Source organism: Bradyrhizobium prioriisuperbiae (assembly GCF_032397745.1).
In the GTDB taxonomy this organism is placed as follows: Bacteria; Pseudomonadota; Alphaproteobacteria; order Rhizobiales; family Xanthobacteraceae; genus Bradyrhizobium_A; species Bradyrhizobium_A prioriisuperbiae.
This window is the reverse complement of the sequence record NZ_CP135921.1, coordinates 6,370,661-6,383,908: the sequence shown is the minus strand read 5'-3', so window position 1 is coordinate 6,383,908 and position 13,248 is coordinate 6,370,661. Positions and strand designations below refer to the sequence as shown.

The following is a 13,248-nucleotide window of genomic DNA, read 5'->3' as shown; positions in this document are numbered from 1 at the left end:
AGAGGGCGTCAGGGGAACGAGCACTCCCCTGACGGCCGCGATTAAACCGCGTCGCCCGAGCTGACCGACGCCAGCGCATGGTCCTGATAGGACCGCAGGCGCTTGCGCCGCCACAAGCCGCCCCAGACCAGGACGATGACGGCGCACAGCAGGGCGCAGGTGAATTCGGCCAGCGGCTCGCCGAACTTCATCGCTTTCGCCGTGCCGAAGGTCGTGGACACCGCATCGATGTTGAGGGCGATCTGACCGTCCAGCAGCCCGTGCAGGATCGGATGCACCGCGGGATCGGTCGAAATCACGTCACCCGCGACCCAACCGAGCAGCGCCGCTCCGAGCCAGACCAGGATCGGCAGACGATCCAGCAGCGCCATGATCAACGCCGCACCGGCGACGATCATCGGAATGCTGATCAGCAGACCCAGGATCAGCAGCAAAACGCTGCCGTTGGCGGCCGCCGCGACCGCAATCACGTTGTCGAGGCTCATGATGATGTCGGCGATGGCGACAATCTGCACCGCAGCCCACAGATTCGAGGCCGACTTGACCTCTTCTTCCTCGTTCTCGGGGACCAGCAGCTTGGCCGCGATCACGATCAGCGCAAGGCCGCCGACCAGCTTGAGGTACGGCAGCGACATCAGCGTCGCAACGATGCCGGTAAAGATGATGCGCAGGAACACCGCGACACCGGCGCCGAGGATCATGCCCCAGAAGCGCTGGCGCGGTTCGAGGCCGCGACACGCCAACGCGATCACCAGGGCGTTGTCGCCCGAGAGCAGAACGTTGATCCAGATGATCTTGGTCAGGGCGACCCAGAACTCGGGCCGCCTCATCTCGGCGGCGAGATCCGCCGACAGATGTCCACTGAACAGTGGATCCAGAAACTGCGTCAACCAATCCACGGCAGAGCTCTCCCCAGCGAGCAGCCACGCAAGCTACCAACAACGATCAAAGTGGTCATCGCGGCATCAAAGGCCCCAGCCCGATGCCGCGATGCGTTTATCAGCGTGTCGATCAGCCGACGATCTCGTTGCCGGCGAAGAACTGCGCGATTTCGATCGCAGCGGTCTCCGCGGCGTCGGAGCCGTGAACCGTATTCTCGCCGATCGACTTCGCGTGCGCCTTGCGGATAGTGCCGTCGGCCGCCTTCGCGGGATCGGTCGCGCCCATCACGTCACGGTACTTGACGATCGCATTGTCGCCTTCCAGCACCTGCACGACCACCGGGCCGGACACCATGAAGTCAACCAGTTCGCCGAAGAACGGGCGCGCGCTGTGCACGGCATAGAACGTCTCGGCCTGGGCGCGGGTCATCTGGATGCGCTTTTGCGCCACGATCCGAAGACCGGCTTTCTCGATCAGCGCATTCACCGCGCCGGTGAGATTACGCGCGGTTGCATCCGGCTTGATGATCGAGAAGGTGCGTTCGGTCGCCATGGTGACTCCTGACTGAGTTTTCGGGGGAATTTCCGGCGCTTATAACGGTGCAACAGCACCACGGCAAGGCCGTTCCCCGATCGCGGCCTCCCGAAAATGAATCGGCGCTGAACGTTACAGCCCAATATCCGTTCACCTTCAAATTCCTCGCTTTTTGGCCATGAACCCGCTTTTCCGCCGGTGCGACAGATGCGCGACGGGGCTTCACGCTGAAGGCCGGCCGTGCCGGCAGATTGATCAAGAGGAGATGATGATGTTGCGCAAATTCGCTTTCGCTCTGGTGGCGGTTACCGCGCAGTGTGGCGTTTCCGAAATTCCCCTCCAGCGTCGCGGCAGCCTCTTCGAGGGGAATTTCGGAAACATAAGCCACACTAAAGTCTAAAGCTTTCTAGTGTCCTGATCGAATTCGAAGTTCGCCCGGAAGTGCTGCCACGTGATGCGAACTTCGAATTCGGGACACTAGATGTCGCTGCCCTGACCCCCACCTCCGCATCGGCCTGGCATGGCTGGCACGGCGGCTGGCACCATGGCTGGCATCACGGCTGGCATCACGGCTGGCATCACGGCTGGCATCACGGCTAGGGCGGCCCCCGCTTCTATGTCGGCGGCTTTGACGGCGGCTGCTATGTGAGGCGCCTGGTCTCGACACCTTGGGGACTGCGCTGGAGAACAGTGAACCGCTGCTACTGAATCTGAATGCGACGTTCATCTACCAACTCTTCGCCCCGGCTGTTCTACAGCCGGGGTTTTTCTTGTCGCATTATTTTACGACGACACATGAACGCGCACGATGAAACACTTCTGAAACACAATAAATCGGCGACGCTCTGAACGCGCTCCGAAGACACCGCGACCCAAAGGCAGGGACACAACAACCGCACGATGCGCACCCCTGAACAGGAGAGAGACCATGACCATGATTCGCAAACTGACCCTCGGACTCGTTGCTGCAGCTTCCCTCGGCGCGATGGCGCTGACGCCATCAGTTGCTTCGGCAAAGGGCTTCGGCTGGGGCGGCTTCCATCATCATCACTTCGGCCATCACGGCTTCTACGGCGGCCCGGCCTTCGTGGTTGGTGGCGGCTACTACAACGACGACTGCGTGCAGCGCCGCGTGGTCGAGACTCGCCGTGGGCCGCGGGTTCGCCTCGTGAACGTCTGCGCCTACTAAGACCAGACCGGCGGCCATTGCCGGCAACCAGGGCCTCGACTGCCATGCAGTCGGGGCCCTTGGGTTTTGGGGCAGTCGGTTCCGGGTTTCGGACCCAATATTTTTACTCAATCTTTACTTATTGAGCCTGTGATGATTGGGAGGGCGCAACGAATTCCGCGGCAGTTGATTGCCTATCTGGCAGCAGAATTCCGGACCGAGACGGGAGCCCGTGATGTCGAGCAGGAGTGACGATCGAACCCTAATGGACGGCGCGACCAGTGTCGCGGTCTGCAAGGGGATCGGCGAGCGCCTGCGACAGACCCTGGCCGCCGAGACCTCGACCGTCCCTTCCCGCCTGCAGGACCTTCTCGACGAGATGCAGCGCCGGGAAAACGAGGGTGCGCTTCGTTCCCGCTGATCCCTGGGCGCGGCGAAGCGCCGCAGGTATCATGGTGTGAAGTTCGCCGGACAATACCCTTCGAGATAAAACGCTCCGATTGAGTGACCGGCTGCCGATCGCTCAACGCGCGCCCGTGATGCAGTGACAGGCGTGGATGCAATCGCACGCGTCCGCCAATCCAGACACGGCACACAGACCGATGCGCGTCGTCCACCGCGGACGCGGCCATCGGGGCCGCGAACACAGGTCGATGGCCGCATTCATCGTTGGCGACCTCAGTGATCACGCGACATCGCGGCTGCATCGACATGCGCCCCAAAATATTGGCTCCAACGCAAACGACGCGCCGACAACGGCGTCGATGAACGATGGATGAAGCACTGTCGCCGTCGCTGCATCAGCGCTGCGGCATTTGGGCACAAAACAAAGGCCCTGCTCACCACAAAAAGGTCTGCTGCTCTGCTCACGGTCATGACCAAGCGCCGGGTCGGCGCAGTGGGCCTCTGGCCCGAGAGGAGAGAAGAATGCGTCGTTTGGTTTTTTCCACCGTGGCTGCCGTGACTCTTGTCGGCGGATCGCTTTTCGGCACGTACGCCAACGCCATGCCCGCAGCGGGTGGTTTGACCGCGTCAACGGCGCTGCCGGTCGGACAGGTTCGCCTGGTGTGCGAGCGGGTGTGGAACGGTCATCGCTGGGCCCGGTCCTGCTATGAGACGGGCCCCCGCTACTACGACGGCGGAGCGGGTTATGGTTACGGCGCGCCCGGCTTCTATTTTGGCGGCGGAGGCTTCGGTCACCACCACCATCATCACCATGGCCATCACCATCACGGCGGTCACCATGGTGGTGGTCATCATGGTGGCGGCCACCATCACCACTGACGGCCGCGTCAGAATGGCGGCTATGCTGCGGCAAATTGGCGGGACGCTTTGGTCCAAGGGTCTGCTAGCAGTCCCGACGGGTCGGTGGCGGAACAGTCACGCAGGGGCGATGCAACGCTTCATATCTCCGGTGCAAGTCCGGGGCTGACCCTCCAATTCATTCGAACAAGCCATTCGCAAGCCGCGGCCGACGATGCAATGATAATGGCATGGCGCGGCTTCGCGGATTGGACGGGCGCACCGAGCCCTGGAATTGCGACATCTCATTGCGCGCTTGGCGAATGTTGAGATTGTCGACAGGCCGCATCTTCGCACCGTCGAAACGAGGGTGACGCGGCCGCGCCGCGCCACCTGTTTTGTATCAATCGTGCACCGTCAGAATCGGTTTCGACACCAGACCGAAGCTCCGGAGCTGGCCGAGCAGTTCGCGATGACCGAAGGCCTGGCACCCCGAAGCAAAGCCAACCTTCTTCGGCGGCGTCTGTAGCAACGCGAAAGCAGCATAGGCCTGCAGCATGCCGGTTTGCTTGTAATTGCAATTGCCGTGGATGACGCAATGGGCGCGGCTGAGCGGACCGGACGCATGCACGGATTCGACCGAGGTATTGATGCGGGGATTTTCACGCGGCGGCATGTTGGCCTGCAGGGAGCTGGCGATCTCGGCCAGCGCCCTCTCCTGTTCGGCCGGCGGCAAGGGCTTGATCTTCTCCTTCACCATCTGCGTGGTCTGGACCACCCCCTCCATCACCGGGCGCGCAAGCACACCACCGAGCACCCGGCAGTTCGACACCCGCGGATCGTTCTTGAACCAGACCGGATGCGCGGTGCCTCCCCAGGGAACCGCGATGGCCGTTTCATGCTGGCCGGGCACCACCACGTCGGCGCGGGCGGTGACGTCCCATTCGACGTATTTGTTCTGCTCGAGATAGTACCATTGCGCCTTGAGGATGGTGAAAATCGTCTGGGTCGAGGCGTAGGTTGGAAATCCTTTCCAGAACACCTGGATGTCGAGGGTATCGAGGCCGGGCGTTTCAAGGCAGATGTTGGCGGCGATCTCGCCCGTGGTGTACATCTGGGCGATATTCGGTGCCAGCAACAGGCCCTTCTCGGCGAACTTCGCACCCCAGCGCTCTTGCGCCAGCATGACCCAATCCTGTTCACCGGTCGTATCGCTGTAATGACAGCCGGCGGCCAGCGCGGCCTCGACCACCTCCGGGGCATATTTGATGAAGGGGCCGACCATGTTGCTGACAGACTTGGCGCCCTTGAACAGTTTGGTCAGCGCCTCGACAGTGTGCTCGACCCCGACCACTTCATAATCCGCGGTCTCGATTCCCGGAATCTTGTCGACGACGGCCTGAACCCTGGCCTTGTCGCGGCCGGCGGCAATGAAGGGAATGTTGTACTCACGCAGATATTCGCACACCAGGCGCCCGGTGTAGCCAGAGACGCCGTAGACGACGACCGGTCTTTTCTCGCTCATCAGTCAGATCCTCTCAAATGTTGCAAAGTTTACGGTTTCGCGAGTCCGGGCCCGGCCGTTCGGACCATCCCGGCCGCACCGATGACGTGCGTGCGTGTCCTTACGTCCCCATGCCGCCTTCGACCGGCAGGCCGACGCCGGTGATAAAACGCGCCTCGTGGGAACACAGGAAGATCACCGCGTCGGCGACATCGCTATGCTCGGCAAGCCGTCCCAGCGGCGTCTGTCCGACCACATCGCTGACTGCCGCGTTGACGTCGGGCGCGAGCCCGAACGACACGATATCGTTGGCAAGCCGCACGCCCATCTCATTGGCGATCAGGCCCGGATAGATACAATTGACCCTGACCCCGAAGCCGAGCTTGCCCGCTTCCACCGCACCGATCCGTGTCATCCGATCGACCGCGGATTTGGTGCCTGAATAAACCGCGATCGCGGGGAACGCGATGGTGGCGGCAACCGAGGCGATGTTGACCACCGCGCCGCCCTTGCCTGCCGCCCCCTCTGGCCTCATGGCGCGGAACGCATGCTTCATGCCGAGCGCGGTGCCGATGATGTTGACGTCGCACATCTTGCGCAGGTCTTCTGTCTCGACGTTGATCAACAGCGAAGCGATCTCGATGCCTGCATTGTTGATCAGGATATCGAAGCCGCCGAGTTCGCTGACGGTCGCAGCAGTAGCCCTGCTCCATTGCGCATCATCAGTCACATCGAGTGCGACGAAGCCCCCCTTGACCCCGCTCCTGGCGATTTTTCCTGCAACGTCCTTGCCCTTGTCGACGAGGATGTCTCCGATCATCACATCAGCGCCGGCGGCCGCCAGGGCCAGCGCGACGTCGGCGCCGATACCGTTGGCTCCGCCGGTCACAAGGGCCTTGCGGCCCGCCAGTTTCTTGTCGCTCATCATACAGTCCTCCCTTTGCAATTTTGATGTTGGTGGCGGCTCGGCTTCGACTGCTCGTTGGAAAACGAGGTCTCAGTCGAATGAAAAAGGCGGCTGACGTTGCGGAGCCACGAAGGCCAGCGTCGCGGGCATGGCCCAGCGTTCAGCGCGCGGGCGCGCGCCGTTGCCTGTTCGCACATGTCGATATCCCTGGCCTTCCACCCATCCCCGCCGCCTGCATCACAACGCGAAGCAGCAGGTTATTCTTTGGGCAATCGTCCAATAAAATCTTGACACATGTCAAGCTTAATCTGGACAATCGTCAAGGCATTGCTTGACGCTCGGATAAAGAGGTGATTTGAAATAATGAAAGATCGCATTGCGCGTGCCGCATCACAATTCATGGCCATCGCGGATTGTGAGCGGTCAAGGAATTGAGAATGGCACGACAGACGGCCCCAGCAAAGCGGCGGGCAGATGCATCCGCAGGCCGGCGGATACCAGTCGACAAATTCAGCGCCCGCCGCATCGAACTGGCGGAAGCGGCGCTCGAAACACTCGCCGAGCTCGGTTATGCGCGCACCAGCCTTCGGGAAATCGCCCAGAAGTCGGTCTTCACCCATGGCGTCCTGCACTATTACTTCACCGACAAGATCGATTTGATCTGCTGCAGCGTGCGGCACTACAAAGCCAAATGCGTCACCCGCTACGATGAGGTCATTGCCGCCTCGCGCAGCCGGGACGAATTGCTGAACGGCTTTCTTGAAAAGCTCGAAGAAGGCATGCGCGTCGAAGCGCAGATGCACCGCTTGTGGTATGATCTGCGGTCCCAGGCTCTGTTCGAGGAAGCCTTCCGGGACGACGTCAAGACCATCGACAAGACTCTGGAAGACATGATGTGGCGCGTCGCCTCCCGCTTTGCCGACTTTCAGGGACAACAGCCAAAGCTATCGCCGAGCGCGGTCTACGCCCTGTTTGATGGCCTGTTCCAGATCTATCTGCTCAAACATCTGTCGAATGATCGCGGTGCCATTCGCGACTTCCTCAGTGAAGTCCGCCGGCTGCTTCCACTCGTCGCCTGACACCTTGTGGTGCGCGGGGATCGCATCGCGCGCGGATGCGCGGGCAAACAATGCGCGATGAGATCCCTATCCGCGGTGCGGCGCCTCGCAGGCGCACGACGGTGACGGCCTCATGTTCCCGAACAATCGACCCGGTGTCGCGATCAGAATTCAGGACATTGTCGCCTCACCCATCCAGGCATTCGTTGCAACGTTGGGCGGAATTTCTTTGCTGCCGGCGCACGCGCTGCCCCACTCTTATTTAACTTATTGATATTGCACTGCTATATCGCAGTTCCACAACACAACGATGCCGCGATGCGCGCCTTCGCAAACCCATGACGGGATCGAAAAACGAGTTGCGTTTCCGCAGCGCAGCGGTGACAACCCCGCATGCTTTCCATCAACGACATCTCGGTCCGGATCGCCGGGCGGCTTCTCATCGACCATGGCACCGCGCAGATCGTGCCGGGGGCCCGGGTCGGGCTGGTCGGGCGCAACGGCACCGGCAAATCGACCCTGTTCAAGGCCATTCGCGGCGAATTGCCGACGGAAACCGGCAGCATCACCCTGCCGCCACGATGGCGGGTCGGAAGCCTGGCGCAGGAGGCGCCGAACGGACCGGAAAGCCTGATCGAGGTCGTGCTCAAGGCCGACGTGGAACGCGACGCGCTGCTGACCGAGGCCGAAACCGCGCATGATCCGCACCGGATCGCCGAGATCCAGACCCGTCTCGTCGACATCGACGCCCACTCCGCCCCTGCCCGCGCGGCCGCGATCCTCAGCGGCCTTGGCTTCTCCACCGCGGACCAGGCCCGGCCCTGCGCCGAATTTTCCGGCGGCTGGCGCATGCGCGTGGCGCTGGCCTCGACGCTGTTCGCCGAGCCCGATCTGCTGCTGCTGGACGAGCCGACCAACTATCTCGACCTCGAAGGCACGCTCTGGCTCGAGGATCACCTTGCGAACTATCCCCGCACGGTCATCATCATCAGCCACGACCGCGACCTGCTGGAGACATCGGTCGATCAGATCCTGCATCTCGATCGCGGCAAGCTGACGCTCTATCGCGGCGCTTATTCCTCGTTCGAGGAACAGCGCGCCACCCGCGAGATGCTCGACGCCAAGCAGGTCAAGCGGCAGGACGACGAGCGCAAGCGCCTGCAGGCGTTCGTCGACCGCTTCAAGGCCAAGGCCTCGAAGGCACGCCAGGCACAGTCGCGCGTCAAGATGCTGGAGCGAATGAAGCCGATCAACGCACTGGTGCGGCAGGATGTGCGGGAAATCACCTTCCCCGCGCCCGAGAAACTGCTGTCGCCGCCGATCATCGCTGTCGACAACGCCTCGGTCGGTTACGAGCCCGGCAAGCCCGTGCTCAACCGCGTGACCTTGCGCATCGACAGCGACGATCGCATCGCGTTGCTCGGCTCCAACGGCAACGGCAAATCGACCCTGGTCAAATTGCTGGCCAACAAGCTCAAGCCGTTCTCGGGCGGCATCGTGCGGGCCGACAAGCTGTCGATCGCCTATTTCGCCCAGCACCAGCTCGACGAACTGAACGAGGACGGCACGCCCTACGAGCACGTCCGCCGGCTGCTGCCCGATGCGCCTGAATCCAAGGTGCGCGCCCGCGTCGGCGCCATCGGCTTCTCCGGCAAGGCCGGCGACACCAAGGTCAGCAGCCTCTCCGGCGGCGAGAAAGCCCGCCTGCTGCTCGGGCTGGCCACCTTCTTCGGCCCGAACATGATCATCCTGGACGAGCCGACCAACCATCTGGATATCGACAGCCGCGCGGCGCTGGCCGAGGCGATCAACGATTTCCCCGGCGCCGTCATCATGGTCTCGCACGACCGTTATCTGATCGAAGCCTGCGCCGACCAGTTGTGGGTGGTCGCCGACCAGGCGGTCACGGCCTATGACGGCGACCTCGACGACTATCGCCGCGCCGTGCTCTCCGCACGCGGCATGCGAACCTCCGGCCGCGATCGCTGGGGCAAGGAGCAGCTTAAGGGCAGCACCGAAGAGGCGGCGCGCAAGAAGTCCGAAAAACGCTCACCGCTGAAGCAGAAGATCACCGAGGCCGAAGCCGAGATGGCCCGCATCAGCGACATCATCGCCAAGATCGATACGGCGCTGGCGCTACCCGACATCTTCAGCAAGGAGCCGGCGAAAGCCGCCCAGCTCAGCAAGGCCCGCGCCGGCGCGGAAGCGGCGCTGCAGCGCGCTGAAGAGGCGTGGCTGGAGGTCAGTTCAGATTACGAGAACGCGGCGAATTGAACGGCAATTTATTTCGGTGACAGTGCACAAAACTATCCATCATCCCCCTCCACGTCCGTCCGCGGCTTCGGTCCACGCTTGCGCGGCTTGAGCTGGCGCTTGGTGGCGCGTTCGATGCGGCTCAGGAAGCGGTCGTCGCCCAGTGGACGGCCGATGCTCTCGGCGGCGCGCAGCCGGTCGAACGCCTCGACGTCTGTTTCCGCCGCGAGCAGATCCGCAAAGCAGGGAAAGCGGTCGCGGACGGGCTTGCGTTCCGTGATCCCGTCATCCTTACCCGACAGGTGCGCCCGCGTGCTCGCCCAGCGCCAGTCCTGCGCGCGGGCAACCAGCCGCGCCCGCACCGGATTGAGCGACACATAGCGCAATGCGGCTGCAAGATGCGCCTCGTCCATGGCGACGGCGCCGAAGCGCCCCTGCCAGAAATGCCCGGTGCGCTTGCGCCGCGCATGGATGATGCCGGCATAGCGGCGGTGTAGCGCCGCCAGCGCCCGGCGCAGCCCGTCGGTATCGGACGGGACCAGGATCAGGTGCACATGGTTCGGCATCAGGCACCAGGCCCACACCTCGACCCCGGCCTGGCCGCAATGCTCCGCCAACAGATCGCGATAGAGCGCATAGTCGGCGTCTTCGAAAAAGGTCCGCGCGCGGCCGTTGCCCCGCTGGGTGACGTGGTGCGGAATACCGGGAACGACGACGCGGGCGAGACGGGCCATGCCCGACAATGACGCGAGGTGGCCGCGATGTCAATTTAATGCACTGTCACCGTAATTCCTGCGCGCGAGCAACCAGCCGCGCCCGCACCGGATTGAGCGACACATAGCGCAACGCGGCGGCAAGATGCGCCTCGTCCATGGCGACGGCGCCGAAGCGCCCCTGCCAGAAATGCCCGGTGCGCTTGCGCCGCGCATGGATGATGCCGGCATAGCGGCGGTGTAGCGCCGCCAGCGCCCGGCGCAGCCCGTCGGGATCCGACGGCACCAGGATGAGGTGCACGTGATTGGGCATCAGGCACCAGGCCCACACCTCGACCCCGGCCTGGCCGCAATGCTCCGCCAGGAGATCGCGATAGAGCGCATAGTCGGCGTCTTCAAAGAAGGTCCGCGCGCGGCCGTTGCCCCGCTGGGTGACGTGGTGCGGAATACCGGGAACGACGACGCGGGCGAGACGGGCCATGCCCGACAATGACGCGAGGTGGCCGCGATGTCAATTTAGTGCACTGAAGATCATCTAGCCGGCCTTCGCAACACAGAAGGCGGTGGGGCTAATGTGAATTCGGCATCACCGAATCACTTTAGGCCACAAGGAGGCGAAGATGATGTACAGCGGGATTGATCTGCATTCCAACAACAGCGTTATCGCGATCATCGACGATGCCGATCGCGTTGTGGCGCAGAAGCGCCTGCCGAACGACATCACGAAGATCGTCGGATTTCTAACTCGATGGCAAGATGACTTGGCCGGCGTCGTGGTCGAGTCGACTTACAACTGGTATTGGCTGGTCGACGGGTTGCAGGACGCGGGACTCCACGTGCACCTCGCCAACACCGCCGCGATCAAGCAATACGACGGACTCAAGCACAGTGGCGACGAGACGGATGCGCAGCACCTGGCCCACCTGCTGCGGCTGGGTATCCTGCCGACGGGCACGATCCTGCCACGAGAGCACCGCGTCGTCCGCGATCTGGCGCGCAAGCGCATGCAGATGGTGCACTGCTGCACCACGCATGTCCTCGCGGTCGAGAACATCATGGCCAGGCAATTGGGTGGGCGGATGACCAGCAATCAGATCAAGCGCCTGACCGCCGACGCAATCGACAATATGCCGCTGGCGGCCGATGTCGGCCTGGCGATCAAGACCAACGTCGCGGTCATCGCGACCCTGCAGTCACAGATCTCGGTCCTCGAAAAGCGCCTGCAAGAATGCGTCAAACCCCGACCTCACTACGGCTTCCTGACTAGCGTACCCGGCATCGGCCCGACGCTCGCCACCGTCATTCTTCTGGAAACCGGTCCGATCGATCGGTTTGCCGGCGTCGGCAACTTTGCGTCCTACGCGCGCTGCGTCAACAGCGTGCACACCAGCAATCGCAAGAAGAAAGGCGAAGGCAACGTCAAGAACGGCAATAAGTATCTCGCCTGGGCGTTCGTCGAGGCGGCGAATTTTGCCGTGCGGTTTTGCCCAGAGGCCAAGCGTTTCCACGAGCGCAAGAAGGCCCGGACCAACAACATTGTCGCCACCAAGGCGTTGGCGCACAAGCTGGCGCGCGCCTGCTACCACATCCTGAAGGAGAGCAAACCGTTCGACGTAACGCGCTGCTTTGCCTGAAGGACGACGACGATCCGGCGAGCCACGTACGGTGACTGGGGTCGCAACCAGCTGCACTGAATTGGACGCCGGATCGCCGTCACCAGTTGCAGTGACGACGATCGCCCGCACCGCAAGCCATTCGGAGATTGGCGCCGGCACGCCGGTAGCCACGGTTCTGTGAAATTCTTTTGGATGCGGCTCGGTACCAACGTTCTTCTGGGGCGGCTATGCCGCCAGGGCGCAGGCCTCAATCGGGCCGATGCTTGATCCTCATGGGTGTCTGGCGCGATCCGTGATGCGGCGCAGCCACAAACCGAAGAAACGGGCGCGGCTCGAACACTATCGCTGGAACGACGAACGAAACATTGAGCAGCTCGCGCTGCTGAAAAGTAGTTTTGCACCCTTGACGAGGGGCCGGCTAATGGGTGTCACCGTAACATACCGAGCAATTGCAATGACTACGATCGAATTCCCAATATACTGCTCGATGACAAAATCGCAGCAGCGCTGCACTGTATCGTTATCGCCGCGGAAGCAACCGTGTTCGATCGCCCGCGAGGCGAACGCGTGCGCATCGTGAAGGACAACGAACAAGCGAGGCCATGTCGCAACGATGGCTTAAGCCCCGCGACGCTAGGCGTGCTTCTTGGATCGCTTCGCGGGCTTGGCCACGGGCTCCGGCGCCGCCACGCCCTGGACATCCGTCAGCCGTCCCGCGGTGAAGCGATAGATGCCCGGACGCGGGCCGCGGGTGTAGGTCAGCACCGTCACCCGGGCGCCCCGCTCGTTGGCGGAGATGTTGACGTTGTCGGGCGTGCCGGCGGCACGCGCGACGTCGCACTCGGTGTGACCGAGCGCCACCGATCCGCCGGGCGCCGACTGGCCCTCGGCAAGCGCGTTCGCATCCGACGGCGCCATGCCGGCGCAGGCGCCCTCGGCGGTGATCAGGTCGGCCGGCGTGATGGCTGCAGTCGGAGAGAGCGGCGGCGTTTCAATCGACACCGAACGGTTGAACATCTTGGCCGGCCGCGAAAACCATTCCTGATCCTTCAGCGAATAGTCCGACAGGCTGGCGCCGCACCCTGCGAGCGCGGGAGCCGCGACGAGCAGCAACGCCACTCCATTTCGCAACACGATGTTTCGTTTCACGATCAGTCTGTTCCCACTCAGGTACGTTCAAACCAGGTACGCTCAACCCTGTACGTTTCGTCTGCAAAACAGGTGCCCGTCTCGCTGCGGACGCCGCGTCCTCATTGAAGCAGAGCATTTCCCGGTGCAACCCCCACCTTGGATGATGCTCGATGTCCCGTTCCCACCATCCATTTGAGGCACCACCATGGCCTTGCGCAAGCTATAGCCCGGAAATTCTTC

The 13,248-nt window shown here is 62.7% G+C and carries 13 protein-coding genes and 1 pseudogene; 7 read left to right on the top strand and 7 right to left on the bottom strand.

Annotation, left to right across the window (positions count from 1 at the left end; translation table 11 throughout):
• Positions 1–41 precede the first annotated feature (41 nt).
• Complete coding sequence (locus RS897_RS30240; RefSeq protein WP_407654347.1) at positions 42–899, bottom strand: YjbE family putative metal transport protein; 858 nt, start codon at positions 897–899, stop codon at positions 42–44.
• Between the two features lie 112 nt (positions 900–1,011).
• Complete coding sequence (gene ndk / locus RS897_RS30235; protein WP_315832358.1) at positions 1,012–1,434, bottom strand: nucleoside-diphosphate kinase; 423 nt, start codon at positions 1,432–1,434, stop codon at positions 1,012–1,014.
• 423 nt (positions 1,435–1,857) lie between these two features.
• On the opposite strand from ndk, the pseudogene RS897_RS30230 reads away from it, so the two are divergent.
• The 4 genes and pseudogenes from RS897_RS30230 (at position 1,858) to RS897_RS30215 (ending at position 3,868) form a co-directional block, all read left to right on the top strand.
• Positions 1,858–2,124 (top strand): annotated as a pseudogene (locus RS897_RS30230) (sulfur globule protein precursor).
• Positions 2,125–2,344: 220 nt separating this feature from the next.
• A complete protein-coding gene (locus tag RS897_RS30225; protein ID WP_407654346.1) occupies positions 2,345–2,605 on the top strand; it encodes a hypothetical protein in 261 nt (86 codons plus the stop codon).
• A gap of 214 nt (positions 2,606–2,819) precedes the next feature.
• A complete protein-coding gene (locus tag RS897_RS30220; protein WP_315832357.1) occupies positions 2,820–3,005 on the top strand; it encodes a hypothetical protein in 186 nt (61 codons plus the stop codon).
• A gap of 506 nt (positions 3,006–3,511) precedes the next feature.
• Entirely contained in the window at positions 3,512–3,868 is a 357-nt protein-coding gene (locus RS897_RS30215) for a hypothetical protein (protein WP_315832356.1), read from the top strand.
• Between the two features lie 361 nt (positions 3,869–4,229).
• Here the strand turns inward: RS897_RS30215 and RS897_RS30210 are convergent, their stop codons facing one another.
• On the bottom strand, positions 4,230–5,351 hold the full coding sequence (locus RS897_RS30210; protein WP_315832355.1) for a DUF5938 domain-containing protein: 1,122 nt from the start codon (positions 5,349–5,351) through the stop codon (positions 4,230–4,232).
• Positions 5,352–5,451: 100 nt separating this feature from the next.
• Positions 5,452–6,255 carry an SDR family NAD(P)-dependent oxidoreductase gene (locus tag RS897_RS30205; protein WP_315832354.1) on the bottom strand — a complete coding sequence of 268 codons (804 nt, stop codon included), beginning with the start codon at positions 6,253–6,255 and terminating at the stop codon, positions 5,452–5,454.
• A 419-nt stretch (positions 6,256–6,674) separates the two neighbouring features.
• Between RS897_RS30205 and RS897_RS30200 the strand changes: the two genes are divergently transcribed.
• Together RS897_RS30200 and RS897_RS30195 are read left to right on the top strand one after the other, a co-directional pair.
• Positions 6,675–7,316 carry a TetR/AcrR family transcriptional regulator gene (locus tag RS897_RS30200; protein WP_315832353.1) on the top strand — a complete coding sequence of 214 codons (642 nt, stop codon included), beginning with the start codon at positions 6,675–6,677 and terminating at the stop codon, positions 7,314–7,316.
• Positions 7,317–7,688: 372 nt separating this feature from the next.
• Complete coding sequence (locus RS897_RS30195; protein ID WP_315832352.1) at positions 7,689–9,569, top strand: ABC-F family ATP-binding cassette domain-containing protein; 1,881 nt, start codon at positions 7,689–7,691, stop codon at positions 9,567–9,569.
• Between the two features lie 32 nt (positions 9,570–9,601).
• Here the strand turns inward: RS897_RS30195 and RS897_RS30190 are convergent, their stop codons facing one another.
• On the bottom strand, positions 9,602–10,282 hold the full coding sequence (locus RS897_RS30190; RefSeq protein WP_315832351.1) for a transposase: 681 nt from the start codon (positions 10,280–10,282) through the stop codon (positions 9,602–9,604).
• A gap of 46 nt (positions 10,283–10,328) precedes the next feature.
• Entirely contained in the window at positions 10,329–10,742 is a 414-nt protein-coding gene (locus tag RS897_RS30185; RefSeq protein ID WP_315832350.1) for a transposase, read from the bottom strand.
• Positions 10,743–10,881: 139 nt separating this feature from the next.
• On the opposite strand from RS897_RS30185, the gene RS897_RS30180 reads away from it, so the two are divergent.
• On the top strand, positions 10,882–11,895 hold the full coding sequence (locus RS897_RS30180) for an IS110 family RNA-guided transposase (protein WP_315832213.1): 1,014 nt from the start codon (positions 10,882–10,884) through the stop codon (positions 11,893–11,895).
• A 615-nt stretch (positions 11,896–12,510) separates the two neighbouring features.
• Here the strand turns inward: RS897_RS30180 and RS897_RS30175 are convergent.
• Positions 12,511–12,996, bottom strand: coding sequence for a hypothetical protein (locus tag RS897_RS30175; RefSeq protein ID WP_315832349.1), 486 nt, complete (start codon positions 12,994–12,996; stop codon positions 12,511–12,513).
• Between the last annotated feature and the right edge of the window lie 252 nt (positions 12,997–13,248).

Excerpts from the sequence above, each read along its gene's own strand:
- RS897_RS30200 (WP_315832353.1), top strand. The coding sequence starts at position 6,675 with ATGGCACGACAGACGGCCCCAGCAAAGCGGCGGGCAGATGCATCCGCA.
- RS897_RS30220 (WP_315832357.1), top strand. The coding sequence starts at position 2,820 with ATGTCGAGCAGGAGTGACGATCGAACCCTAATGGACGGCGCGACCAGT.
- ndk (WP_315832358.1), bottom strand. The coding sequence starts at position 1,434 with ATGGCGACCGAACGCACCTTCTCGATCATCAAGCCGGATGCAACCGCG.
- RS897_RS30190 (WP_315832351.1), bottom strand. The coding sequence starts at position 10,282 with ATGGCCCGTCTCGCCCGCGTCGTCGTTCCCGGTATTCCGCACCACGTC.
- RS897_RS30210 (WP_315832355.1), bottom strand. The coding sequence starts at position 5,351 with ATGAGCGAGAAAAGACCGGTCGTCGTCTACGGCGTCTCTGGCTACACC.
- RS897_RS30195 (WP_315832352.1), top strand. The coding sequence starts at position 7,689 with ATGCTTTCCATCAACGACATCTCGGTCCGGATCGCCGGGCGGCTTCTC.
- RS897_RS30185 (WP_315832350.1), bottom strand. The coding sequence starts at position 10,742 with ATGGCCCGTCTCGCCCGCGTCGTCGTTCCCGGTATTCCGCACCACGTC.
- RS897_RS30180 (WP_315832213.1), top strand. The coding sequence starts at position 10,882 with ATGATGTACAGCGGGATTGATCTGCATTCCAACAACAGCGTTATCGCG.
- RS897_RS30225 (WP_407654346.1), top strand. The coding sequence starts at position 2,345 with ATGACCATGATTCGCAAACTGACCCTCGGACTCGTTGCTGCAGCTTCC.
- RS897_RS30215 (WP_315832356.1), top strand. The coding sequence starts at position 3,512 with ATGCGTCGTTTGGTTTTTTCCACCGTGGCTGCCGTGACTCTTGTCGGC.
- RS897_RS30205 (WP_315832354.1), bottom strand. The coding sequence starts at position 6,255 with ATGAGCGACAAGAAACTGGCGGGCCGCAAGGCCCTTGTGACCGGCGGA.